We start from the raw sequence: 24,811 nt of genomic DNA, 5'->3' as shown, positions 1-24,811 counted from the left end.
AAAGCATCCATTACCAGCGGATGAACTCGCTCAGGATTCAGCGGCGAATTTCGGCGTAGATGCAACCAGAACGAGTTTGCCGAAGGGCAGGCCGGCTTTCAAGAGGCCATCGCGGTAATGCGCGATGTCGGCCGGGTTCTTCCAGTGGAAATTCCGCAAATGACGTTCGACCGTCAGATCGGGATGACTGGCGAGCAGCGCCTCTGCCGCCTGCGCGGCCTCGTCGGCGCGGCCAAGCTGGGCGAGCGCCGCGGTGCGCACCGCAAGGCACTGCAGATGGTTCGGGTTGAGATACAGCCCCTCGCGCGACCACGACAGCGACGCGTCATATTGTCCGAGCAGATAATGGCTGAACGCGTTCAGCCCGGCCCATTGGTAGCGCGGGTCGCTGTTGCCGCGCTGGACCGCCGTCGAGAACAGGTCGACCGCCTTGCGGTGGTCGCCGATCACCATGTGGCAGATTCCGAGCACGCCGCGCGCGCCCATGTCGTAGGGGTTGAGCTCGATCGCGCGCTTGATGGCGTCCATCGCGGCTTCGTAGTGGCCCTGCATCGCATGCAGATAGGCCAGCAGCGAAAACGCAAACGAGGAGCGCGGGTCGAGCCGGACGCTGCTCTCGGCCAGGCTGACCGACGAGGCCCACAATTCGCGCGTGCTCGGGATCCAGCCGAACTGGATGCTCTGGATCTGGATCAGCGCCAGATAGGCGCGCGCGATCGACAGCGCGGGGTCGAGCTCGATCGCCTCCTTGAACAGCGCGATCGCGGTGTCGCAGTCGTCCTTGGTCTGGTGATAGTAGTGCGACAGGCCCTTCAGGAAGCGATCCCACGCCGTCAGTTCGGCGTTCGGCGAGCGCGCCGGTGCCGAGGCCTCGGCACGGTAGATCTCCTGGGCCACCGCGGCGGAGAGGTTGGCGGTGATCTCGTCCTGCATCGCGAACAGGTCGCCCATGTCGCGATCATAGCGGCCGGTCCACAGCTGCTCGCCCTTCTCGGGCGCGATCAGTTCGGCGGAGACGCGGATCTTGTTGCCGGCGCGGCGCACCGAACCCTGGATCAGATAGGTCGCGTCGATCTCGCGCGCGATCAGGCGGGTCGAGACGCTTTTGCCCTTGTAGGCGAAGGTCGAGTTGCGGCTCAGCACGCGATAGAAGGATTGCAGCGACAGCGCGTGGATCAGATCCTCGGTCAGGCCGTCGGAGAAATACTCGTCGGCGCCGCCGCTGAGATTGTCGAACGGCAGCACGCCGACGATTGCGGTCCGGTATTGCCCCGGCAGATGCGGGCCGTCGTCCGGGGTCTTCTCCTGCAGATCGGATCCGGCCGGCGCCCAGGTCCAGACATGGATCGGTTCGGCGATGTTCTTGAAGCGGTGCGGGCCGGCGTCCGCCAGGATGACGGCAAGCCGCCGCCCCGCTTCGGTGCGGGCCTTGTCCGATACCGCGATGCCACCGGGCGCTGCGACCGTCTCGAGACGGACGGCAATGTTGACGTCGTCGCCGAACACCTCGTCCTCGTCGGCCATGACGTCGCCCATGTGGACGCCCATCCGGAAATGCATGGCGCGGTCGGCCGGCAGATGCTCGTTGCGCTCGGCCATCATGGTCTGCATGGCGACGGCAGCCTCGATGGCGCCGATGATGCTCGGGAATTCCAGCAGGAAGCCGTCGCCGGTGTTTTTGACGATGCGGCCGCCATGGTTGAGAATGATCGGGTAGATCGCGCTGCGGTGCGCCTTGAACGAGGCATGCGTCCCCGCCTCGTCGGCGCCCATCATGCGGGAATAGCCGGTAATGTCGGCGCAAAGAATGGCAGCGAGCCGTCTTTCCATATTTCCTGTGCCCTGGAATGGCCACTCAGCCGAGGTGACCGAATCCGATACTTACAAGACAGGCCGGGTTCGGCGGAAGCTCGGTTTGCAGGCACCTATAATGCATAGTAGCAGGAATTGGCATGCGACCAACGGATCGTACAGTCCGTTTGTCTACTGAATTCGTGTGTCGCCGGGATGGCGCCGGTCGGCTGACCATCCTTATCCGGCCGTTACTTACATAGGTTAATTGCGCTGACATGCTGGGAATTCACGAACTTTGGCTTTTCGTCCTGTCCGGCCTGCTGCTCAACATCACGCCGGGGCCGGATACCGCTTATATCATCGGGCGCACGATTCAGCTGGGGTGGCGTGGCGGCGCCGCTGCGGCGATCGGTATCAGCTGCGGCTGCCTGGTCCATGTGCTGGGGGCGGCGATTGGGCTGTCGGCGCTGCTGATGGCGTCGTCGACCGCCTTCCTGGCCGTCAAGCTGATCGGCGCGGCCTATCTGGTGCTGACCGGCCTGCAGATGCTGCTGTCGCGCGCCAAGCCGATCGCGGAGATCACCGGGCAGGGCGGTGAGACCTCGATCTCGCTTGTGTTCTGGCAGGGGGCGCTCACCAACATCCTCAATCCCAAGGTGGCGCTGTTCTTCCTGGCCTTCCTGCCGCAGTTTGTGGCGGCGGACGCGCCGCGCAAGACGCTGGCCTTCCTGGTGCTCGGGCTGATCTTCATCACCGGCGGCACGCTGTGGTGCTTCGGCCTCGCCGCCTTTGCGGCGAGGGCCGCCGGCCGTATCAGGCAATCCGCCGGCGTGATCGCCTGGATCAACCGCTCGCTCGGCGCGCTCTTCATCTATCTCGGCGTCCGCGTCGCCATGCTGGAGGCGCGCTAAGCGCGATGAGATTGGGGTGAATCGTCCTCGCGCTTCAGCCCTTTAGTTTGGGCATGATCTTTTCGGACCGCTTCGCACTTTTCCGGATCATGCCCTAGCCGTGGATCTTGAGCAGCGCGCTGCCGGCGAGATAGATGCCGAGCAGGATCATCGCGATCAGGAACCAGCGGCGGAAGACGTCCGGCTGCATCCGTGTGCGGACGGCCTGGCCGATGAACATGCCGGTGAATGATGCGACCATCGCGACCGCGCCCGGCAGTGCGGTGGCCGCCGTCAGCAGGCCCGAGGCCGTGAGGTTGAAGGCGAGCGCGATCGTTGCGGTGGTGAAGAAGACGCCGAGCGCCTGCACCAGCTCGTCCTTCTCCATGCCGATCGCCTGCATGAACGGCATCGAGGGGATGACCTGAACTCCGGTTGCGGCCGAGATCAGCCCGGTGATGACGCCGACGATGCCGCCGATCCATTTCTCGTTGCGGCGCGCAACCTTGAAGTTGAACCGGCTCAGGCCAACGATCGCGTAGATCACCAGCAGCACGCCCAGCACGACGGTGCCGTAGGCCGCGTAAGGCCCGGTCAACAGCCCGGCATTGATCCAGATCCCGACCACGGTGCCGAGCATCAGCGGCCACAGCCGCTTGATGATGTCGCGCAGATAGGGGCCGACGAAGGTCTGCCAGATATTGGTGACGATCGCCGGCACGATCACGATCGCGATCGCCTGGCCCGGCGGCATCGTGGTTGCGAGCAGCCCCATCGCGACCGTCGGCAGACCGAGGCCGAGCGTACCCTTGACGAAGCCGGCGAGCAGGAAGGCGAAGGCGATGAAGATCAGGAGATGGTCGACCATAGCGGCACATTGACCGATCGATCCGATCGGCACAATCTGGAGGTTACGGAGTTAGCCTTCGGACGAGGCGAAGGTATGGGGCGGGAAAAATCATGCGGTTCGACCTGATCGACTTGCAATTGTTCATCGCGGTTTCCGATGCGCGCAGCATCACCCAGGGCGCGGCGCGCGCGAACATGGCGCTAGCCTCGGCAAGCGAGCGAATCAAGGGCCTCGAGGAGGCGCTCGGCGTCGCGCTGCTCAAGCGCGGCCGCCGCGGCGTCGAACTGACGGCGGCGGGCGAGAGCCTGCTCGGCCACGCCCGCATCGTGATCCACAATGTCGAGGCGTTGCAGAGCGATCTTGCCGCCTATGCCAGCGGCGTCCGCGCCAACGTGCTGCTGCTCGCCAACACCTCGGGCCTGTCGGAGCACCTGCCGCGGGCGCTGGCCGCCTTCCTGCACGAATATCCCGACATCAGCGTCGATGTCGAGGAGCGCGAGAGCACCGATATCGCGACCGCGATCGCCAGCGGCGCCGCCGATCTCGGCTTCGCCGCGGAACACGCGCTGCCCGACAGCGTCGAGCGTTTCCTGTTCAGCGAGGATCGCCTGATGCTGGTGGCGTCGCGGCGCAGCGATCTCGGCGGCCGTCGCCAGATCGATTTCCAGGAAGTGGTTGGCCGCGATTTCGTCGGGCTTACCGCGACGTCGGCGCTGCAGGTCCATATTTCCCGCCACGCGGCCAAGCTCGGCGCGCGGCTGCGCTTTCGCGCCCGGCTGCGCGGCTTCGACGCCATCTGCCAGATGGTCGCTGCCGACGTCGGCATCGCCGTGATCCCGGAAACCGCGGCGCGGCGCTGCGCAGCGTCGATGCCGATCACAACGATCCGGATCCGCGACGCCTGGGCCAACCGCCGGCTGACGATCTGCGCCCGCAGCTTCAAGGCGCTGCCGCGGGCGGCCAAGCAGCTCGTGGAATATTTACGGGCCGAAGCCCAGCGCTGACGGCACGCTCATTTCGTCGTCACGACGCCGGCATCCTGGATCACCTTGGCCCATTTCCTGATGTCGGCGGCGACGAAGTCGCGGAAATGGTCCGGCGTGTCGCCGACCAGCGTCAGGCCTTGCTCGGCGAGCTTTTGCTTCACCGTCGGATCGGCCATCGCCGCGGTGGCGACGCTGTTCAGTTTCGCGACGATCGCCGGCGGCGTTCCGGCGGGCACGGCCATGCCGTACCAGTTCTCGATGACGAGGTCGGGCATGCCGGCTTCCGCCGTGGTCGGCACGTCGGGCGCGGTCGGGGCGCGCTCGCGCCCGCCGAGCGCGATTGGGCGCAGCGCGCCCGCCTTGATCTGCGGCAGGATGACCGGCAGGTCGAGGAAAGTCATCTGCACCTGCTGACCGAGCAGATCGTTCACCGCGGGCGCCGCGCCGCGATAGGGCAGGCACGATGTCGATCTTCGCCGTCAGCTTGAACAATTCGCAGGCCAGATGCGGCAGGCTGCCGGGGCCGGAGGAGGCGAAGTTGAGCCTGCCCGGCTGCGCCTTGGCGAGCGCGACCAGTTCGCTCATGTTGTTCGCCGGTACATTGGTGGCGACCACCAGCATCTCCGGCACGGTCGCGACCAGCGTCACCGGCGCGAGATCCTTCAGCGTGTCGTAGGCGACCTTTTCCATGCTCGGGCTGATGGCGAGCGCACCGGCGCTCGCGATCGCGACCGTGTAGCCATCGGGCGCAGCCTTCGCGACCGCGTCGGTGCCGAGCACGCCGCCCTGGCCGGCGCGATTGTCGACGATGATCGGCTGCCTCACCAGCTCCGACATCTTCTGCCCGATCACGCGCGCGATGATGTCGTTCGGCCCGCCGGGCGGGAACGGCACGATCAGCCGGATAGGTTTGGCCGGAAAATCCTGGGCCGAGGCTGCGCCGGGCGCGAGAAGCAGAAGGGTCGCCAGCAACCTGCCGCAAATCGTCATGTGCGCCCATCCATCCCTGACTTTTCTCGTTGCCGTCAGGATGGGCGCAGATCAATCGCGCGGCAACTCAAGAAATCAGGCCAAGAGATCACGCCAAAAGATCAGGCCAGGAAATCAGGCGTTGAGCAGCTTCATCGCCGCTTCGTGCACGCGCGGATCGCCGGCTGCGATGATGCGGCCGCCGCTTTGCGCCGGCTTGCCGTCCCAGGTGGTGACGATGCCGCCGGCCCCGGTGACGATCGGGATCAGGCCGGCAATGTCGTAGGGCTTCAGCTCGGTCTCGACCACGAGGTCGAGATGGCCGGCCGCGAGCATGCAATAGGAGTAGCAGTCGCCACCGTAGCGCGACAGGCGCGCCGCATTCTCGACGCGGCCGAAGCGGGCGCGATCATCCGGATTCATCAGCAGCGGGCTCGTGGTGAAGACGGTCGCCTCCTTCAGCGCGGTACAGCGCCGCACCGAGAGCCGCCGCTGGCCCGACGGCCCGGAATAATGCGCCGAGCCGCTGTCGCCGGAGAAGCGCTCGCCGATATAGGGCTGGTGCATCATCCCGAATACCGGCGTACCTTTGTGCAGCAGGGCGATCAGCGTGCCCCAGATCGGAAAGCCGGCGATGAAGGATTTGGTGCCGTCGATCGGATCGAGCACCCAGACATAGTCGGCGTCCTCGCGCTCATTGCCGAATTCCTCGCCGACGATGCCGTGCTGGGGGAAGTTCGCCTTGATCAGCCGCCGCATCACGGCTTCCGCGGCCCGGTCCGCCTCGGTGACCGGATCGAAATCGTTCGAGCTCTTGTTGTCGACCGAGAGCGAGGTCCGGAAGAACGGAAGGATGGTTTCGCCGGATGCGGTCGCGAGGCGGCCGATGAAGGCGGTGAAGTCGATGACCGTCACGGCATGTCCCTGAATGCGCAAACGACGCGGTAGAAATCGGATGCGATCTGCCTAGCTCAATCCGGCGCGGCGCGCACGGTTAACGGAGTGTTATCCCGGCTTGATGACGGGGTTCCCCACTTTCGTTTGGCCTCGGATTCGAAAGTCTCCTGGGCTTGGCGGCGGATCACGAAGTTGCGAGTCCTGGTATACAAGCTATGCGCGGGGCGCTGAACGTTCCAGATTTTTGTCATAAGCCATTGAATCTAAATAACAAAACTCAGGGCGTGCGGCTGTTGCAGTTTCGCCAGATTTACCAACATTGCAGAGGAAATGTTTCGAAAGTTCTTGCGTTTTGTGCAGCGCGGCCGCATATTGTTGCGGTGCGGTAGCGCCTCGCGCTATCGCTGCCCTCCTTGGGCGTTTCCTCCCTAGACTTGGGCCGCTTGTTCATTCAAGCGGCCCTTTTTTCTTGGGCCGACATCTCCACGCGTGAACCTGGAATCCAGTTCGGCGCTCGGCTCCCGTCGCGAAATGGATTCTCTGTTCATGACTTCGACGGGCACCGCAGTGCCCGTCCGAGACTTGTCTACTCCGCCGCCGCCTGGAACGGGCCGAGATCCCCGAACGGAATTTTCGCGAGCGCATCCGCCAAGGTCGCGAAGTCGGCCGCGACCTGGGCGAAGCGTGGCCCGCGCTCGCGGTGGCGCTCATCCATATAGACGGCGCGGTTGAGCTCGATCTGCACGGTGTGCAGGCCGCTCGCCGGGTTGCCGTAATGCTCGGTGATGAAGCCGCCGGCATAGGGCTTGTTGCGGCCGATCGAATAGCCGAGCGAGCTCATCATCTCCTCGACCAGGTCGGGCAATAGCGGCGCGCAGCTCGTGCCGTAGCGGTCGCCGATCACGACGTCGGGCCGGCGCGGCTCGTCGCGCGACACCCCGACCGACGGCATCGAATGGCAGTCGACCACGATCACGGCGCCGAATGCCTGGTGCGCCTTGTTGATCAGCCGGCGCAGCGCGCGGTGATAGGGCTTGTAGAGCACCTCGATCCGTCGCAGCGCCTCGTCGACGTCGAGCCGCTCGCGGTAGATCTCCTGGCCGTCGCCGACCACCCGGGGAATGGTGCCCAGCCCGCCGGCCACCCGCATCGAGCGCGTGTTGGCAAAGCTCGGCAGTCGTCCGGTGAACATGCGCGGGTCGAGCTCATAGGGCTCGCGGTTCACGTCGACATAGGAGCGCGGGAAGTTGACCCGGACGATCGGAAAGCCGCGGTCGCTCACGCCCGCGATCAACTCGTCCATGAAGGAATCTTCGGAGCGGCGCAGCGAGGTCAGATCGATGCGCGAGGCTTCGAGGAATTCGGTGGGGTAGACCGAACCCGAATGCGGAGAATTGAAGATGATCGGCGCGCGCCAGGCCTGCGGCTCAACGATCTCGAACGGGGGCGACAACTCGCCAGCAAATTCGCTCATTCCCTTGGCGCCGTCCCTTGCGTCCGCCTCGCCCCGCAAGAATTGATTCTGCCGGAAAAGCGGAGATTTATGGGCGGGCATTGTCGGTAATCGCGATCATTCTGCCAAGTGAAAAGAGTATGGTTTCCGCTGGAACGGGTCTTAAAAGCAGGAAATGCCAACCAAGGTTGCTTCGCTGCGGGGTTCGGTCCACAAATAGGTGGTGCTTGCCGCCTCAGGCCGGCCGCAAATTTCACCCGAAATTTACCGTCTGTCGTGCCTACTGTTCGGACAGATCCTCCAAGCCGGATTCGACGATTCCAGTCATGCCGAAAATTCTCCTCGCCGAAGACGACACCGATATGCGCCGCTTCCTGGTCAAGGCGCTCGAAAACGCGGGTTTCAAGGTCTCGCCGCACGACAACGGCATGTCGGCCTACCAGCGGCTGCGCGAGGAGCCGTTCGAAATGCTGCTCACCGACATCGTGATGCCCGAGATGGACGGCATCGAGCTGGCGCGCCGCGCCTCGGAACTCGATCCCGACATCAAGATCATGTTCATCACGGGCTTCGCCGCGGTGGCCCTCAATTCCGATTCGGAGGCGCCGAAAAACGCCAAGGTGCTGGCCAAGCCCGTGCACCTCAGGGAATTGGTCAGCGAAGTGAACAAGTTGCTGGCGGCCTGATTCGCCAAAAAAGCTTCACTTTGCGTCCTTGCCTGCCCCGCCGCGGTCCGTTATAGGGTCCCGATCCAAACAGCGCTTTGGGTGCGTAGCTCAGCGGGAGAGCACTACCTTGACATGGTAGGGGTCACAGGTTCGATCCCTGTCGCACCCACCATCCTTCGCTCGCGAAGCGAGAGAAGGATGCCACGCCGAAGCCCGACGGGCGTAGGCGGGCCTTTGGCCGCGAGCTACGGCTCGGCAAGCCACGCTTCATTATCTTCTTACTTCGGGCTTCGCGTGGCGCAGCCACGCGGAGACCGTCAGAGCGAAGCGTGTCCGGCGTAGCTTGAACGAACGTGAAAGCGAAGACGGACTGTCGCCGCAGGCTACGGCTGGGCAAGCCACGCTTCGGCAATGGCGACGATCTTCCGATTCAACCTGTCAAACAGCTAGCTCGGTGTCATCACCCGCGCATGCGGGTGATCCAGTATTCCAGAGACGGTTGTGCTTGAGCCGAGAGGCCGCGGCGTACTGGATCGCCCGGTCGAGCCGGGCGATGACAGTGAGGGTGGGGACACAGCTTCGCATTCTCGCGACATGATTTGTCCGAGCTTTGGATTTCGTTCCGCCCTCCTCTCGCAGAGGGCGCAGGGAAAGCCGGGTGCCGATCGCACCCATGGGCCCCGAGCAAAGGGTGAAAGCTCGGGGGTAGGACCACAGGTGTAACCGGAGCAATCCGGCTTTCCCTGCACGATGGGTTACGGCTTACTTCGTGCTCTCCCCGGCGAGACTGGGCTTGTTTGTCACCGCCTTCGTAAGAACGCTTGCGCGTTTTGCGAGGGGACACCGGCCGCTAGGGCGTCAGGACCACACGACTTCACCGTCCGCATCAATCACGCTTCGTCCGTCGTGATCTCCGCGTCCACCGCATCCCACACCGCGTTCGTGACGATCGCGAAGCGCCCCTCGATCGGGTGAGACGGGCGAACCATACATCAAATTATCGTTCCGATAAACCGAAATATTTTTGCTGTTGGGGCTTGCGCCGTCGGGCAACTCAGTGATCCGCATCTCGACGATTGCTGCGACTGCGGTAATAAAGGGACGGGAACCTGAGGTCGCTCAGGGCCTCTCGCGCGATCATGGAAGGTCGGAGGAGAAATCGCAGTGCTCGATCACATCCTGAAATTCATGACGCTCGGGACCATCATCGTCGGCATCACGGCGATCTACACTGCGCTCCACACCAACAACCGGCGGCTCGGCGCCGATATCTTCCTCAGATATTCCGACCGCATTTCCGACCTGCGACGCCGCCTGCCAACGGCGGCGTTCCATGACGAGGGCGCCGCCGGCAGCATTGAGATGACGCCGGACGAGCGCCGGATCGTGCATGAAGTTATCTTCTCGATCTTCGAGCTCTTTGAACTCAAGGTCCATGGCTTCATTCCGCCGGGGATCTGGAAGATCAGGGAGCCCGATATCGAAAGGGTGCTCTCCCTGCCTGTCTTCCAGCAGGAATTGGCGGTCGTGAAACTGAGGTTCGTGAAACATCCGCGCTTTGCGGCGTGGCTCGACCAGATCGGGCAAAGCAAGGCATAGCCGGGGGCGACGCCCGAGCAGAGGTCGTGTCCGCCATCGATGATGAGGGCTGGGGTCGCCGCGCAATGTGACGAGCCGCTATGACCTTCGTCATCTCGACGTTCATATGAGGATGCCGCAACCTGCGACAACATGTGCGGCCCGCGCAGCCCGCGTGTTCTGTTCGCATGGATCGCATTCACGTCGCGCGCGGTGGATTGCCACATGATTAGGCACACGTCTTCAGTCGCGGTCGACGGGAATCCGGTGCGCTGGATTCTCGATATGTCATGTACCGTGCTTACGTCTGTTCTCGGCCGCTACGTGCGTTTCGTCTCAGCGCGAAGATCGCGTAAATTTTCTGAACACGCCGCGACGATGCGTTGCCCGATCGCATCGCACGAAAGCAATTTTGGATTTCTTCACGATGCACGTTGCCGCTCCTCTGGTTCTCGCGCAGATTGTTCTCTAGATCACTCGAGCGATCTCGGCGATGGGTTCTCGAGCCGGATCCGGCAACCACGCGACAATACAATCGCGACAATGATGAATGCCATGTGTGAGCACGAGTGCCGCAGGAACCTGCATCGGCCCTATCAGGAGCGGCCATCGTAAGCAGGATGACATGCCCGCATCCAGAAAATCCCGCTTCTCCGTCGGCCTGAAAATTCGCCGGTCCGTCCGAGGCCGGCGACGCAACCTTGGGAATGCACCTCCGTTGAGCCGACGTTCGTCGGTTGCGACAACGGGGGACGAAATGACATGCAAGAAGACGACAACAGGCCGGTGAGCGCAGCCAAGCTGCTGGAACAGGTTCCCCTGCCACGCGAGCCCCGGGACATCAGGGACATCACGCCGGCGCCGCCGCGGCTCTTCTCGACCAGACCCTATCCGGCGCCGGAGCAGTTCGAGGTCTGGAAGACGCGCATGGCCTCGCTGCTCGACGTGGCGCCACCGGACGGCCACGACCCTGCACGCGGGTTCGAGGTCGAATACCTCACCTGCAACATGGCTGACATCGTGTTCTCATCCGGGCAGTTTGCCGGTCAGACCTTTGCGCGTATGTCCGAGTCGTCGCAGCGTCCCCCGGTCGATATCTGGTGGTTGTTCCGCGTGCGCTCGGGAGAAGCCTGGTTCGAGACCGGCGAGCGGCAAATCCTTGCCGGGCCTGGCGCCATGTTCATGATCTCGCTTGACGACGACTTCCGCGGCCGCATCACGGATTATGACGGCCTGGTGATTGGCTTGCGGCGCGGCGCCTTCGCGGGCGTCGCCGAGCAACTCGACAGCGTCTGCAACACCATTCTCTCAGGCAATCTGATCGACCTGCTTGCGGATTATCTGGACCGGCTCGAGATGCGTTTGATTCAGATGTCACCGGACGAGCTGAGGCAGGCCGGACGGGCGACCGCGAACATGATCGCCGCGTGCATCGAGCTGTCGGCTGACGGGGTGGAGCAAGGGCAGGGCGCCATCGAGTCCATCCTGTTCGAGCGCGCGCGCCGTTATATAGAGGCGCATCTCGGCGACTTCGACCTCACGCCGGATCGCATTGCGCAGCAATTGCGGATCTCGCGTTCTGCACTCTACCGTGCATTCGAGAGCGTCGGTGGTGTCGCCGGCTATATCATGCGCAAGCGGCTGCGCGCGGCGCATGCAGAGCTCGTCGCGACCACCGACCGGCAGGTGCAGGAGGTCGCCTATCGGCACGGCTTCAAGCTGGCGTCGGATTTCACCCGCGCCTTCCGCCGCGAGTTCGGTGTCAGCCCGCGCGAGGCACGCGAACGCGCGCGCCGTTGATCAACTGCCGGTTGAAGAGGCGCAAAATACCACACGGTGCATCGGGCAAATCATTCAACTTGTGAGACGATCTGCGCGCTATTTGGACGGCCTGCTGAGTGACGTTGTCAAATATGTGTCTATCATTTTTGTTTATGACGACTCGGGGCACATTGATGGGGCAGTCGAGCGAGCGCGGGGTGGCAAGAGTGCGCTCGCTAAACTCGACACATCGTTGGCCAGGACCGAAAGGCGAGCGCGCAACGCGCTGTCTTTACTTCTCCACATGCGTTCTTGATGGGCACGCATGTGGGCACAGTCCGTGGCACGGCACCCCGACGTCTGGACAAGATGTCACAAAGGGGACACGCCATGGTTGTTGCACGGACCTCTGTTGCACGCGTGAGATCGCAAGGCTTCGTCCGGAGCTGGGTCGCATCCGGCGATGCGGACAGCCGTTCGCTGCGGCGCCGGCTGATGACGGTGCTGCGCCAGGCGCATCGGAGACTCGGCGTCAAGCGTGACCGGCTCGGGCTCGGGACGCTGGGCGTCTCGGGAGCCATAACACCACGGTTGTTCAGCGGCGGGTTCGTGGGTTGGGCGTCGTTCGTGCTGGTTGCGGCGAGTTTTGCTGCCATCCCTCAGACCGCGAACGCGCAGGCCTATCAGGCAGGCGGAGGTTCCGCGACAGGCGGCAATGCCGTGGCGGTCGGACCTGGCTCGACGGCCAGCGGGCTGCGCGGCATCGCGCTTGGAAGCGGAGCAGCGGCGTCGGGACTCGATTCCATCGCCCAAGGCACGAGCACGAGCGCAGGTGCTCAGAATGCCGTCGCGATCGGCTTCCAGGCGATCGCGTCCCAGTTGAACTCCGTCTACCTTGGCTCGCGCACTGTTGCGGGAACAGGTGCCACCGCTGCAAGTGCAATCGGCATTGGCACGGACGTGACAGCATCCCAGGCCGACGCCATTGCGATTGGACGTTCATCCGTTTCGTCGGCACAGTACTCGGTGGCGCTCGGCCTGAACGCGAAGGCCACGGGCACCGGCGGCGCGATGGCGCTGGGCCAGGGCACGGTCTCGAGCGGCGTCAATTCGGTCGCGCTCGGCGTTTCCGCCAATGCCACGGGAGCAGGCACGAGCGCCTTGGGCACATTCGCCAGTGCCACCGGCGGCAATGCCACCGCGGTCGGCGTCAGCTCCACGGCCAGCGCCAACTATTCATGGGCCGGAGGCTGGTCGTCCGTCGCCTCGGCAGACAGCGCTGTTGCTCTTGGCAAACAATCGGTCGCGTCGGGGATCAACTCATTCGCCGGGGGTAGCTCCGCCACCGCGGCCGGAGATTTCGCCGTGGCTGTGGGCAACCAGGCGCAGGCGCAAGCTGCCGGGGGCGCGGTCGCGATTGGATCGGGCGCCATCGTTGGCAACACGGCGACCGGTGGTATTGCGCTCGGCAACAATGCGAGCTCCACCAACGTCTCGGCGGCCGCCATCGGTGTCGGGGCTACCGCATCCGGAGGGAATGCCACAGCCGTCGGCACCCTGGCGCAGGCCACTGGCACGTATGCGAACGCATATGGCTCCGGCGGGACCACGCTTGCGACGCGGGTGACCGCCTCGGGCGTCGGGTCACTGGCGATCGGCGGTAATGCCACCGCCGGCGCGAATGCATCGGGGAACAACGCAATCGCCATCGGCGGACAGTCTGCCGCCAGCGCTGCAAGCGCGATCGCGGTCGGCACCAGCGCCGTCGCCAATTCCGCCAACGCCGTTGCGGTGGGCACCAATACGCTTGCGACCAACGGCCAGGCGGTCGCGGTCGGCGCCGGCAACGTCGCCAGCGGCAATGGCGCGGTCGCGATCGGCGATCCCAACACCGCGACCGGCAATGGCGCCATTGCGAGCGGCCTGAACAACACCGGGACCGGCGACGGCGCGGTCGCGATGGGCAACACCAACATGGTGGGCGGCGGCGGCCAGGCCGTCGGCACCGCGGGCACGCCGGCGCAGGGCGCGGTTGGCATCGGCTATCAGAACACAGTGACCGGCCAGGGCGCGGTGGCGATCGGCGACCGCAACGTGGCCAATGGCGCGAGCGCGGTTGCCCTGGGCAGCCAGGCCAACGCGTCGGCCGCCAACGCAATCGCCCTCGGTGCGGGCGCAATCGCGACCAACGCGGGCGCCGTCGCGCTCGGCAACGGCAGCGTCACCGCCGCGGCGGTCGGCACGCCAAATGCGGTGATCAACGGCACCACGTACACCTTCCAGGGCACCACCCCGACCGCGACGCTGAGCGTCGGCGCGCCCGGTGCCGAGCGCACCATCACGAATGTCGCCGCAGGGCGGATCAGCGGATCCTCGACCGATGCGGTCAACGGTTCGCAGCTGTTTGCCACCAACCAGGCTGTCGATTCCATCGGCACCACCGTCAACAACATCAACAATGGCGGCGGCATCAAGTATTTCCATGCCAATTCGACGTTGGCCGATTCGTCTGCCGCGGGTACGAACTCGGTTGCGATCGGCCCGGTGTCGACCGCGACCGGCAGCAGTTCGGTGTCGATCGGCAATGGCGCGACCGCGGCGAATGCCAATGATATCGCGCTGGGCTCGGGCAGCCAGACCACCACGGCGGTCGGCACGCCGAATACGGTGATCAACGGCACCACCTACACCTTCCAGGGCACGACGCCGACCTCGACCGTCAGCGTCGGCGCACCCGGCGCCGAGCGCACCATCACCAATGTCGCCGCGGGGCGGATCAGCGGATCCTCGACCGATGCGGTCAACGGCTCGCAGCTCTTTGCGACCAACCAGGCGGTCGACGGCCTCGCCACCACCGTCAACAACATCAACACCGGCGGCGGCATCAAGTATTTCCATGCCAACTCGACGCTGGCCGATTCCTCCGCCGCGGGTACGAACTCGGTTGCGATCGGACCGGTGTCGGCCGCGACGGGCGCCGGCTCGGTATCGATCGGCAATGGCGCGACCGCGGCGAATGCCAACGATATCGCGCTGGGCTCGGGTAGCCAGACCAGCACGGCGGTCAGCACGGCGAGCACGGTGATCAATGGCACCACCTACAACTTCCAGGGCATAACACCGACCTCGACCGTCAGCGTCGGCACGGTCGGCAATGAGCGCACCATCACCAATGTCGCGGCGGGGCGGATCAGCGGGTCCTCGACCGATGCGATCAACGGCTCGCAGCTCTTTGCGACCAACCAGGCGGTCGACGCCATCGGCACCACCGTCAACAACATCAACAATGGCGGCGGCATCAAGTATTTCCACGCCAATTCGACGCTGGCCGATTCGTCTGCCGCGGGAACAAACTCGGTTGCGATCGGACCGGTGTCGACTGCGACCGGCAGCGGCTCGGTGTCGATCGGGAACGGCGCGACCGCCGCGAACGCCAACGACATCGCGCTCGGCTCGGGCAGCCAGACCAGCACGGCGGTTCAAACCGCCAACATGGTCATCGGCGGCACCACCTACAGCTTCGCCGGCACCACCCCAACCTCGACCGTCAGTGTCGGCACGGTCGGCAACGAGCGCACCATCACCAACGTCGCGGCGGGCCGGGTCAGCAACGGCTCGACCGACGCGATCAACGGTTCGCAGCTGTTTGCCGCGACGTCGGCGATCGACAGCCTCTCGACCGTCGTCAGCAACGGCCTGACGCATTATTATGGTGTCAATGACGGCGGCACCCAGCAGGCCAACTACACCAACAACGGTGCGACCGGGACCAATTCGATGGCGGCGGGCGTTGCCGCGTCGGCAACGGCCACGAATTCGACGGCGGTGGGCTTCAACACCCAGGCCACGGTGGCCGATGGCGTTGCGATCGGCTCGGGTTCGATATCCAACCGCGCGGTCGCGCCGGCGTCCGGCATCATCGGCGGCACCATCATCCCCTTCAACACCACCGATCTCGCGTTGCTCGGCGCGGTGTCGGTCGGCAACGCGACGAGCTACCGGCAGATCACCAACGTGGCCGACGGCACCCAGTCGAGCGATGCCGTCACCGTGCGGCAGCTGACCGGGGCGCTGACCTCGTTCGCGACCACGACGACGAAATACTTCCACGCAAATTCGACGCTGGCGGATTCGCTGGCGGTCGGCAACGACTCGGTCGCGGTGGGGCCGCAGACCGTGGTCAATGGCGACAACGGCATCGGCATGGGCTTTGGTGCAACCGTGGCGCAGACCGCGCCCGGCGGCATTGCGATCGGCCAGAATTCGGTGTCCAACTTTGCCGATTCGATCGCGTTCGGAACCAATGCGCAGGCCAGCGGCATCCAGTCGGTGTCGATCGGCGCAGGATCCCAGACGACCAATCCGACCAGTGTCGCGCTCGGTCCGAATGCCAAGGCGACGGCGCAGGCCGGCGATGTCGCGCTCGGCGCCAATTCGACCACCTCGACCGTGGTGGCGACCGCTAACACCACAATCGGTGGCACCACGTACGCCTTCGCCGGCGCGACGCCGACCTCGACCGTCAGTATCGGCAGCGCCGGTTCGGAGCGTACCCTCACCAACCTGGCCGCGGGGCAGATCAGCGCGACCTCAACGGATGCGATCAACGGCTCGCAGCTGTGGGCCACCAACACCTCGCTCGACGCGCTCTATACCACCGTCAACAACATCTCGACCGGCAGTGGCGGCATCAAGTATTTCCACGCCAATTCGACCGCGGCGGATTCCTCCGCCACCGGTGCGGAGAGCGTCGCGATCGGACCGCAATCGGTCGCCAGCGGCGCCAACGCGATCTCGATGGGCAACGGCTCCGCCGCGTCGGCCGACAATTCGGTCGCGATCGGCGCCGGCGCCAAGGCGACCCAGGCCAACTCGCTGGCGCTCGGTGCGAACTCGACCACCACGGCCAATCTGAGCGATGCGGCCTATACGCCTGTCGTCGGCAAGACCGTGGCGGGCGTCGCGACCGGCGAAGTCTCGGTCGGCTCGTCCGGCGCCGAACGCCGCGTCACCAATGTCGCCGCGGGCTCGGCTGCGACCGATGCGGTCAATGTGAGCCAGCTCCAGGCGGTTGCGAGCGGCTCGATCCGCTACGACACCGATGCCTCCGGCAACACCACCAACAAGGTGACGCTGAACAGCGGCGGTAGCGGGCCGGTGACGATCAGCAACGTGGCGGCGGGCGTCGCCGGCACCGATGCGGTCAACGTCAACCAGCTCAACAGTGCGTTCCAGCAGCTCAACGGCCAGATCGGCGAGGTGCGGCAGGACGCCTGGCGCGCGGCGGCGATCGGCATGGCCGCCGCGTCGCTACGCTACGACGACCGGCCCGGCAAGATCAGTGCATCGGCCGGCGGCGGCGTCTGGCGCAGCCAGGGCGCGCTCGCCTTCGGCATCGGCTACACCAGCGAGAACGGCCGGCTGCGCAGCAACGCCGCGGCGACCACCGCCGGCAGCGACTGGGGCGTCAGTGCCGGCGTGAGCCTGACACTCAATTGACCCTGACGTCGACGAGGCGGCTGGCGTGTCTGGCTTTTGCAATCTGGCTCTGCGCGGCGGCGAGTGCGGCAGCGCAGGGTGCGCCGCCGTCCGCCTACGCCGTGAAGCCGTCGGACGTCGTGGTGCCCGAAGGCGAGACGCTCGGCGAGTTCAGGCGGATGATCCAGCCGTTCAAGAACTGGACCCTGATCTGCGACGAGAGCCTGAAATCGAAGCGCCGGGTCTGCAACGTCACGCAGTCGATCGTCAACGCGCAGGGCGCCGTCGCCTTCAACTGGTCGCTGATTGCGACCGCCGACGGCAAGCCGCTGATGGCGATGCGCATCCCCGCAGCCGCCGGCGTCGGTGCGCAGATCGAGCTCGCCATGGGTGAAACGCCGGACCGCATCGTCGCGCAGACCGATCGCTGCGATGCCAGTTTCTGCTTCGCCACGATTGCGATCGGCAATGTGCTCCGCCGGCACATCCGCGCGGCAACGCCGTGCCTTGTGTCCTATCAGCTTCCGCAAGCAGGGCCGATCGTGCTGACGGCGCCGCTGGACGGACTGTCCGGCGTGCTGGCGAAATTGAAATGATCGACAAGAGGACGAAGACGCCGATGCGACTGAAGACCCCCATCCTGATTTTCGCGGCGGTCGTCGTGGCGGCGCTCAGCGCGGCCGGCGTCGTGGGATATGCCCAGCAGATGCAGCCTGCCCAGGCGCAGCCGCTGCCGCTGCAGCAGGGCGCGCCCGCGCCGGCCAAGAAGCCCGCCGTCGCCGCGAAGCCGCAGCCGCACAAGTCGCGTCCGCAGGAAGCGCAGCCGCAATCGCCTGCGGTATCGGCTCCGCCGCAGCAGGCGGCGCAGCAGCCGACGGTGTTCGACGATCATGCGCGGCAGGGCAACATCGTGACCTGCGCCAATCTGTTCGCGACGCTCGGCCGCGGTCTCGCGATGAACTCGAACTACACCGCGCAGTCGCAATGGGACGCCAAGGCCGGCAATTCCCATTCGGTGCAGTCGCTGGTCGCGCTCGCGCCCGGCCAGGCCGCGCAGGCCAACGCGCAAGGCAACGCGCAAGGCAGCGCGGCGCAGCAGGCCGCCGGAATCGTGTTTGCCGCACCGGTTGGATCGTCCTGCGAAGGCAATCTGGTGCGGGTGACGCCACGCACGGAAAGCTGCCCAACGGTTGCCGCCGAGCTCGCCAAGCTCAATGGGCAGAATGGCACGCTGGGCGAGCTCTTGACCATCGCGCTGCCGAACGGCGCGCAAGTGGTGCTGATTCCGTTCGGCAATGCCTGCGTCGCGGTGACGGCGCTGCGGGTCGCCGCCGGGGGATGACGCGCGGTTGATCGGCGCTGAGTCACACCCGCCCGGCCGCGCCGCTTCGGTCGGCGCGACGATCGCGTTAGCCGCAATAGGCCGCATCACGGTTCCGTGCGCCGCGACAATCCAGCGACAAGGGGCTGGATTTTTTCTCCGGGATAGTCAATTCTGATTCAGAACTCACCCATCCGTGCCAAACGCGGAGGAGATATCCCATGGAGGAAGCGCGCACCGAGCGGTATGTCCGCCAGGTCGGCGGTGAACTTGTGTCCTCCGTCATCGCGCGGTCGAAGCCGATCCGGGTCGAGCTGTTGAGCCGGACCTCGCGGCCGCGCATGAACTGGCATTTCCGCCAACCTGAACTGACCCTGTTCTGGTTCCGCAATGGCTGCTCGCAATTGCGCGCCACGATCAATGGCCGGCCGGTCGAATCCGAGTTCTCCGAGGCGGCCAATCTCGCGCTGTTTCCGGCCGGCACCGAGATCGAGGGCGAATGGTCAGTCGGGCCGGCGTTCGATTATGTGGTCGTGTTCCTCGATCCAAAGTTCGTGCAGAGCCGTCTCAATGGTCTGATCGAACGGCCCGCGCTTGCGTTCGGCCATGACCAGCTCTGCCGCGGCCTCGCCGAGCTCAGCCAGGAGGCCACCACGCCCGACAATCTGTTCGATCTGTTCGCCGAGGGCTGGGCCAGCCAGGCGCTCGCCCATATCGCGCGGCTGTCGCGCGGCGCGGAGCCTGCGAAGCGATTGAGCCGCGGCGGATTGCCGGCGCTCAAGCTGCGCAGGATCGAGGAGTTCGTCCGGGCAAACCTTGGTGAGACGATCTCGCTGTCGGCGCTGTCAGATGTGGCCGGCCTGAGCAAGCGGCATTTCCTGCGCGCTTTCCAGGAGAGCACCGGCACCAGCCCGCATCGCTATGTGCTCGATCTACGCATCGACCAGGCCAAGCGCCGTCTCGGCGAAACCGATGACAGTGTGACCAGCATCGCGCTGGCGTCGGGCTTCAGCCACGCCCAGCATTTTTCGTCGGCGTTCAGGCAGGCCACCGGCATGAGCCCGTCGCTGTTCCGCCAGCAGTGCCGGGCCTGAGTTTCGGCGCTTTTTTGCAAGTCGCGGCGGTTTCCCGGAAGCGCGGGCCCATGCTCCATCGTACGCCTGCATGGCGTAAATCGGAGAAGGAAGCAGCGCATGTCTGGGCCATTGGCGGGAGTTCGCGTACTTGATCTGACCGGTGTCGTCTCGGGCCCGTTCGCAACGATGTTCCTGGCCGATCAGGGCGCCGATGTGCTCAAGGTCGAGCCGATCGGCGGCGATATCACCCGCCGCAGCCGGGCCAATGTCGACAAGACAGGCGAATTCTCGGCGCTGTTCATCTCGTCGAACCGCGGCAAGCGCTCGCTCTCGATCGACATGAAAACCGATGCCGGCCGCGACGTGCTGGGCAAGTTGGTGCTCGAGGCCGACGTGCTGGTGCAGAATTTCCGGCCCGGCACGATGGAACGTCTCGGGCTCGGTCCGGACGAGGTGCGCAGCAAGAATCCGCGGCTGATTTATGTCTCGATCAGCGGCGTCGGCGAAGACGGGCCTTACGCCAAGAAGCGGGTCTACGATCCGATCGTGCAGGGCTTGTCCGGCTTCTGCGATATCCAGGCGCAGCCGGTCACCAACCGTCCGCAGATGATCCGGACCATCGTGGCCGACAAGACGACGGCGGTCTATGCCGCGCAGGCGATCACCGCGGCGCTGTACGCCCGCGAGAAATCCGGCCGCGGCCAGCATATCCAGGTCGCGATGCTCGACGCGATGATCGCCTATCTCTGGCCGGAAGGCATGATGCAATACACGGTGGTCGGCCGCGAGCAGACCACGTCGGATCCGAACGACCGTCCCGATCTCGTGTTCCAGACCTCGGACGGTTACCTCACCTGCGGGACCATTTCCGATTCCGAGTGGCAAGGCTTCTGCAGGGCCACCGGCGATCCGGAACTGGCCAGTGATGCGCGTTTCGCCACGCCGGCCTCGCGCTCGGTCAATGCGACGGCGCGCATCAACAGGATGCAGGACTATATCGGCCGGCACAGCACCGCCGAATGGCTGGCGCGGCTCGATGCGGCCGACGTGCCGTGCGCGCCGATTCTGCGGCGCGGCGAGATCATCGCCAACGAGCAGGTGGTTGCCCGCGGGCTGATCGCCGAGCTGGAGCAGCCCGGGGTCGGCACCGTGCGGCAGCCAAAACCCGCGGCGCGGTTCGATGTCGATGCTGCCGCGATCGGCGGTCCGGCGCCGCGCATCGGCCAGCACAGTCGCGAGGTGCTGCGCGACCTCGGCTACGGCGATGCGGCCATCGAACAGATGATCGCCGAGAGGGCCGTGCGCGCGGTCTGAGCGGCCGCACCACGCAACGTACCCATTCCTGAACTGAGCAACCGCCGTCGGTGGGAGATGTCCTATGGCCGAGAACAACAAGACTGCCTTGCTGGTTGGCGCGGGCGATGCGATCGGCGCCGCGGTGGCGCGGCGGTTCGCGGCTGGCGGTTACACCGTCTGCATCGCGCGGCGCGATGCGGCGAAATCGAGCGCGCTGGTGGAGGAGCTGACCGGCGCCGGCGGCCGGGTGCATGCGCTCAGCGTCGATGCCCGGCGCGAGACCGAGGTGCAGGAGCTTTGCGAGCGGGTCGAACGCGAGTTCGGGCCGATCGAGGTCTGCCTGTTCAATGCCGGGTCGAACGTCAAGAAGGAGCTGCATGAGACCAGCGAAAAGCTGTTCTTCAAGGCCTGGGAGCTCGCCTGCTTCGCCGGCTTCCTGGTCGGGCGCGAGGCGACGCGGCACATGCTGCGGCATGGCCGCGGCACCATGCTGTTCACCGGCGCAACCGCCAGCGTGCGCGGCAGCAGCGGCTTTGCGGCATTCGCATCCGCCAAGTTCGGCCTGCGCGCGGTCGCCCAGGCGATGGCGCGCGAACTCGGGCCGAAGAACATCCATGTCGCCCATCTCCTGATCGATGCCGGCGTCGACAGCCCGGCCATCCACCAGCGGATGAAGGCCGCCACGGGCATCGATGCGTCGGCGATCCCGCCTGACACCCTGACCCGCACGCCCTCGATCGCGGAAGCCTACTGGTTCGTGCACCAGCAAAGCCGCGACGGTTGGAGCCACGAGCTGGATCTGCGTCCCTCCGTCGAGAAATGGTGACGCCATGCCGGAAACGCTGACGCTGTGGGGGGTAGGGACATCGCGGACGATTCGGGCCCATTGGGCGCTGCACGAATTGGGGCTGGATTATCACTGCAAGCCGATCCTGCCGCGCTCGGGCGAGACCAAGACGCCGGAATACACGTTGCTCAATCCGCGTCAGAAAATACCCCTGCTGCAGGATGGCGACTTCACGATCGGCGAGAGTGCCGCCATCGTCGCCTATCTGGCGCGCCATTATTCCAATCCGAACATCTCTCTTGTCCCGGTCGAGGAGCACGACTTCGCGCGATGGCTGGAGTGGTGCTTCTTCATCGTGGCCGAACTGGACTCGACCAGCCTCTACGTGATGCGCCGCCACGGCCTCAAGGGCCTCGCGCATATCTACGGCCACGCTCCCGATGTGGTCGGCAAGGCCGCGGAGTATTTCCGCCAGCAACTGCGGCACGTTGAAGTCGCGTTGTCGGACGGTCGCCAGTATCTGATGGGCGATCAGTTCACCAGCGCGGATATCCTGCTGACCACCTGTCTGGTGTGGGCCATCGATTACGGCGTCGGGGTCTGCGACGTCGCGACGCCGTATCTCGATCGCGTCACAGCAAGGCCGGCCTACAAGGAGAGCGTCGCGGTCAACACCGTGAAGATCTGAGCGGTGACACGTGTCAGGGCCTCCCGGGCCGCTCAAAGGCAAACGTTGCCGTCGGCTAAGCGAGCCAACGCTTGCGCCTCTTGTAGTGCTTCACATCGCGATATGATTTTCGCTTGTCGCCGGCGATGCCAAGATAGAACTCCTTGACGTCCTCGTTGGCGGCGAGGGCGCGCGCTTCGCCATCCATCACCACGCGGCCGTTCTCGAGGATGTAGCCGTGGCTCGCATATCTGAGCGCCATATTGGTGTTCTGCTCGGCCAGAAGAAACGATACACCTTCCTTGACGTTGAGGTCCTTCACGATGTCAAAGATCTCCTCGACGATTTGGGGCGCGAGGCCCATCGAAGGTTCGTCGAGCAGGATCATCTTCGGGCGCGACATCAGCGCGCGCCCGATCACACACATCTGTTGCTCCCCGCCCGACGTATAGCCGGCGGTGGAACCGCGCCGTTCCTTGAGACGGGGGAAATAGGCATAGACCCGTTCCAGATCCTGCGTGATCGCGAACTTGCCATCCCTGCGCGTGAAGGCGCCGGTCAGGAGATTCTCTTCGACCGTAAGATGAGGGAAGGCGCGCCGCCCCTCCATCACCTGAATGCAGCCGCGTCGCACCACGTCGTTTGGCGACAGCGACTTCACCTCGACGCCGTTGAACAGGATCGAGCCCTTGGTGACCTCGCCGCGCTCTGCGTGCAGCAGGTTGGAGATCGCCTTCAGCGTCGTCGTCTTGCCGGCGCCGTTGGCGCCGAGAAGCGCGACAATGCCGCCTCGCGGGACCTCCAGCGAGACGCCCTTCAACACGAGGATGACGTGATCGTAGACAACCTCGATATTGTTGACCGATAGAATCAGAGCTGCCGCTTCCGTCGCAGCGACGACCTTGGCGATTGACACGCGCAGACCTCCAAACTGTAGCGGGATCCGGGAGCAGGCAATCCTGCCTCCCGGATCACTTGCACGGGCTCAGGTTTCTTTCGCGCAGTCGCGCGGCGTGATCTTCTTCTCCGCGGCATACTTCGCGGACACATCGGCCACGAGCGGTTCGATGAGCGATTCGTCGGCCGTGTACCAGTCGGAGATCACTTTCCAACCCTTGCCGTCCCATTGCTGGACGCGCCCGTAGCGCGCGCCCTCGTGGTCGGAGCAGGAAATGCTGACCGGCTTCAACATCCCCTCAAAGCCGAGTTCCTTGATCCGATCAGCGGTGAGGATGAGGTTCTCAAGCCCCCAACGGACCTGCTCGCCCGTCAGCGGTTTCTTGCCGAACTTTTCCTGCGCCTTGCGGATCGCCTCCACGCCGAGCATGGCGTTCGTCATGCCGCGGTTGTAGAGAACTTCGCCGATCTTGCCAGGTTCTGTCGAACCCTTGCCCTTGGCGTAGACGTGCTTCTCTATGTCCGCGTGTGCCGGGAATTTTCCCGCGCCATGCTGCAGCATCAACGATTTGTAACCCGTGGCCTGATCGCCCGCGGGCGTCACATCCGGCTCTGCGCCCGACCACCAAACACCGATCATCTTGTCGCGCGGATAGGCAACGGCCGCTGCTTCCTTGATTGCCGTGCTGTTCATGACGCCCCAGCCCCAGACCAGCACATAGTCCGGCCGATTCTGGCGGATCGCCAGCCATTGCGACTTCTGCTCGACGCCGGGATGCGTGACGGGGATCGGCGTGAACTCAAAGCCGTATTTCTGCGCCAGCACCTGCAGCATCGGAATCGGCTCCTTGCCATAGGGGCTGTCGTGATACAGCAGCGAAATCTTCTTGCCTTTCAGCTTGTCGAACCCGCCGAGCTCCTTGGCGGCGTGCTGGATCGCGATATCGGCCGCGGACCAATAAGTGCCGAGCAACGGAAAATTATACGCGAACACCGCGCCGTTCTTGGAATCGGCACGGCCGTACCCCATCGTGATGATCGGGATCTTGTCGGTCACGGTCTTTTCAGTGAGCGCGAAGGTGATGCCGGTCGACAGCGGATTGATGAAGGCCGCGCCGGTTGGTCCCTTGCTCTTGAGACGCTCATAGCACTCGACGCCTTTGTCGGTCGCGTAGGCGGTCTCGCACTCCTCGACCAGAAGCTTGACGCCGTTGATGCCGCCGTCGCGCTCGTTGATCAGGTTGTAGTAGTCGGCAACGCCGTTTGCATAGGGCGCGCCGTTCACGGCGTACGGTCCAGTCCGGTAGGACAGAATTGGAATGAACTGCTCGTTTTGCGCTGCGGCCGGTGCGCTGAACGCCGCGCCGGCCAAGGCGGTCGCCAGTATCAATACACTGCGTGCAATACTTGCCATATTGATATCCTCCTCCTTAAAGCCCCTCT

The 24,811-nt window shown here is 64.8% G+C and carries 18 protein-coding genes, 1 tRNA gene and 1 pseudogene; 13 read left to right on the top strand and 7 right to left on the bottom strand.

Translation table 11 applies throughout. The features are described 5' to 3' along the window. Positions 1-30: 30 nt before the first annotated feature. On the bottom strand, positions 31-1,830 hold the full coding sequence (locus WDM24_RS35210) for an adenylate/guanylate cyclase domain-containing protein (RefSeq protein ID WP_029077519.1): 1,800 nt from the start codon (positions 1,828-1,830) through the stop codon (positions 31-33). A gap of 239 nt (positions 1,831-2,069) precedes the next feature. On the opposite strand from WDM24_RS35210, the gene WDM24_RS35205 reads away from it, so the two are divergent. Further along, complete coding sequence (locus WDM24_RS35205; RefSeq protein WP_338692053.1) at positions 2,070-2,705, top strand: LysE family translocator; 636 nt, start codon at positions 2,070-2,072, stop codon at positions 2,703-2,705. Positions 2,706-2,799: 94 nt separating this feature from the next. Here the strand turns inward: WDM24_RS35205 and WDM24_RS35200 are convergent, their stop codons facing one another. Further along, a complete protein-coding gene (locus tag WDM24_RS35200) occupies positions 2,800-3,552 on the bottom strand; it encodes a sulfite exporter TauE/SafE family protein (protein ID WP_166210421.1) in 753 nt (250 codons plus the stop codon). Between the two features lie 92 nt (positions 3,553-3,644). Here WDM24_RS35200 and WDM24_RS35195 point away from each other — a divergent pair, with 92 nt between their 5' ends. Continuing rightward, positions 3,645-4,538, top strand: a complete 894-nt coding sequence (locus WDM24_RS35195) for a LysR family transcriptional regulator (protein ID WP_029077516.1) — start codon at positions 3,645-3,647, stop codon at positions 4,536-4,538. A gap of 8 nt (positions 4,539-4,546) precedes the next feature. On the opposite strand, the pseudogene WDM24_RS35190 reads toward WDM24_RS35195, so the two are convergent. The 3 genes and pseudogenes from WDM24_RS35190 to WDM24_RS35180 form a co-directional block, all read right to left on the bottom strand. Beyond that, positions 4,547-5,510 (bottom strand): annotated as a pseudogene (locus WDM24_RS35190) (tripartite tricarboxylate transporter substrate binding protein). Positions 5,511-5,624: 114 nt separating this feature from the next. Further along, positions 5,625-6,404: a histidinol-phosphatase gene (hisN, locus tag WDM24_RS35185; RefSeq protein ID WP_338692049.1), complete on the bottom strand. Its 780-nt coding sequence runs from the start codon at positions 6,402-6,404 to the stop codon at positions 5,625-5,627. Positions 6,405-6,972: 568 nt separating this feature from the next. Beyond that, on the bottom strand, positions 6,973-7,860 hold the full coding sequence (locus tag WDM24_RS35180; protein ID WP_338692048.1) for an N-formylglutamate amidohydrolase: 888 nt from the start codon (positions 7,858-7,860) through the stop codon (positions 6,973-6,975). Between the two features lie 305 nt (positions 7,861-8,165). Between WDM24_RS35180 and cpdR the strand changes: the two genes are divergently transcribed. The 11 genes from cpdR to WDM24_RS35125 all read left to right on the top strand — a co-directional run bounded on the left by cpdR (position 8,166) and on the right by WDM24_RS35125 (position 22,492). Next, entirely contained in the window at positions 8,166-8,525 is a 360-nt protein-coding gene (gene cpdR, locus WDM24_RS35175; protein ID WP_016843340.1) for a cell cycle two-component system response regulator CpdR, read from the top strand. 79 nt (positions 8,526-8,604) lie between these two features. Continuing rightward, positions 8,605-8,679 (top strand) — tRNA-Val (locus WDM24_RS35170). A gap of 992 nt (positions 8,680-9,671) precedes the next feature. Further along, complete coding sequence (locus WDM24_RS35165) at positions 9,672-10,106, top strand: hypothetical protein (protein ID WP_166298874.1); 435 nt, start codon at positions 9,672-9,674, stop codon at positions 10,104-10,106. Between the two features lie 906 nt (positions 10,107-11,012). Beyond that, positions 11,013-11,885, top strand: a complete 873-nt coding sequence (locus WDM24_RS35160; protein WP_338829021.1) for an AraC family transcriptional regulator — start codon at positions 11,013-11,015, stop codon at positions 11,883-11,885. 351 nt (positions 11,886-12,236) lie between these two features. Further along, on the top strand, positions 12,237-17,345 hold the full coding sequence (locus WDM24_RS35155; protein WP_338829020.1) for a calcium-binding protein: 5,109 nt from the start codon (positions 12,237-12,239) through the stop codon (positions 17,343-17,345). Further along, positions 17,342-17,920: an invasion associated locus B family protein gene (locus tag WDM24_RS35150; RefSeq protein ID WP_166298872.1), complete on the top strand. Its 579-nt coding sequence runs from the start codon at positions 17,342-17,344 to the stop codon at positions 17,918-17,920. The genes WDM24_RS35155 and WDM24_RS35150 overlap by 4 nt, the downstream gene beginning before the upstream one ends. Next, the gene (locus WDM24_RS35145; protein WP_338692006.1) at positions 17,917-18,666 is read left to right on the top strand and encodes a hypothetical protein; all 750 of its coding nucleotides are present in this window, start codon (positions 17,917-17,919) and stop codon (positions 18,664-18,666) included. The genes WDM24_RS35150 and WDM24_RS35145 overlap by 4 nt, the downstream gene beginning before the upstream one ends. A 200-nt stretch (positions 18,667-18,866) precedes the next feature. Then, positions 18,867-19,739 carry an AraC family transcriptional regulator gene (locus tag WDM24_RS35140; RefSeq protein ID WP_338829019.1) on the top strand — a complete coding sequence of 291 codons (873 nt, stop codon included), beginning with the start codon at positions 18,867-18,869 and terminating at the stop codon, positions 19,737-19,739. A 99-nt stretch (positions 19,740-19,838) separates the two neighbouring features. After that, entirely contained in the window at positions 19,839-21,035 is a 1,197-nt protein-coding gene (locus WDM24_RS35135; RefSeq protein WP_338829018.1) for a CaiB/BaiF CoA-transferase family protein, read from the top strand. A gap of 64 nt (positions 21,036-21,099) precedes the next feature. Further along, entirely contained in the window at positions 21,100-21,843 is a 744-nt protein-coding gene (locus WDM24_RS35130; protein WP_338829017.1) for an SDR family NAD(P)-dependent oxidoreductase, read from the top strand. A gap of 4 nt (positions 21,844-21,847) precedes the next feature. Further along, a complete protein-coding gene (locus tag WDM24_RS35125) occupies positions 21,848-22,492 on the top strand; it encodes a glutathione S-transferase family protein (protein ID WP_029079390.1) in 645 nt (214 codons plus the stop codon). A 55-nt stretch (positions 22,493-22,547) separates the two neighbouring features. Here the strand turns inward: WDM24_RS35125 and WDM24_RS35120 are convergent, their stop codons facing one another. Together WDM24_RS35120 and WDM24_RS35115 are read right to left on the bottom strand one after the other, a co-directional pair. Next, a complete protein-coding gene (locus WDM24_RS35120) occupies positions 22,548-23,387 on the bottom strand; it encodes an ABC transporter ATP-binding protein (protein WP_338829016.1) in 840 nt (279 codons plus the stop codon). A gap of 69 nt (positions 23,388-23,456) precedes the next feature. Next, positions 23,457-24,782: an ABC transporter substrate-binding protein gene (locus WDM24_RS35115; protein WP_338829015.1), complete on the bottom strand. Its 1,326-nt coding sequence runs from the start codon at positions 24,780-24,782 to the stop codon at positions 23,457-23,459. Positions 24,783-24,811 lie beyond the last annotated feature (29 nt).

This window comes from Bradyrhizobium sp. 27S5, from assembly GCF_037217225.1.
GTDB lineage: Bacteria > Pseudomonadota > Alphaproteobacteria > Rhizobiales > Xanthobacteraceae > Bradyrhizobium > Bradyrhizobium septentrionale.
The sequence above is the reverse complement of the archived record's forward strand: the minus strand, read 5'-3'. Positions and strand labels throughout refer to the sequence as shown.

Coding starts and splice junctions, on each gene's coding strand:
- WDM24_RS35210 (WP_029077519.1), bottom strand. CDS start 1,830: ATGGAAAGACGGCTCGCTGCCATTCTTTGCGCCGACATTACCGGCTAT.
- WDM24_RS35205 (WP_338692053.1), top strand. CDS start 2,070: ATGCTGGGAATTCACGAACTTTGGCTTTTCGTCCTGTCCGGCCTGCTG.
- WDM24_RS35200 (WP_166210421.1), bottom strand. CDS start 3,552: ATGGTCGACCATCTCCTGATCTTCATCGCCTTCGCCTTCCTGCTCGCC.
- WDM24_RS35195 (WP_029077516.1), top strand. CDS start 3,645: ATGCGGTTCGACCTGATCGACTTGCAATTGTTCATCGCGGTTTCCGAT.
- WDM24_RS35180 (WP_338692048.1), bottom strand. CDS start 7,860: ATGAGCGAATTTGCTGGCGAGTTGTCGCCCCCGTTCGAGATCGTTGAG.
- cpdR (WP_016843340.1), top strand. CDS start 8,166: ATGCCGAAAATTCTCCTCGCCGAAGACGACACCGATATGCGCCGCTTC.
- WDM24_RS35160 (WP_338829021.1), top strand. CDS start 11,013: ATGGCCTCGCTGCTCGACGTGGCGCCACCGGACGGCCACGACCCTGCA.
- WDM24_RS35155 (WP_338829020.1), top strand. CDS start 12,237: ATGGTTGTTGCACGGACCTCTGTTGCACGCGTGAGATCGCAAGGCTTC.
- WDM24_RS35145 (WP_338692006.1), top strand. CDS start 17,917: ATGATCGACAAGAGGACGAAGACGCCGATGCGACTGAAGACCCCCATC.
- WDM24_RS35140 (WP_338829019.1), top strand. CDS start 18,867: ATGGAGGAAGCGCGCACCGAGCGGTATGTCCGCCAGGTCGGCGGTGAA.
- WDM24_RS35135 (WP_338829018.1), top strand. CDS start 19,839: ATGTCTGGGCCATTGGCGGGAGTTCGCGTACTTGATCTGACCGGTGTC.
- WDM24_RS35130 (WP_338829017.1), top strand. CDS start 21,100: ATGGCCGAGAACAACAAGACTGCCTTGCTGGTTGGCGCGGGCGATGCG.
- WDM24_RS35125 (WP_029079390.1), top strand. CDS start 21,848: ATGCCGGAAACGCTGACGCTGTGGGGGGTAGGGACATCGCGGACGATT.
- WDM24_RS35115 (WP_338829015.1), bottom strand. CDS start 24,782: ATGGCAAGTATTGCACGCAGTGTATTGATACTGGCGACCGCCTTGGCC.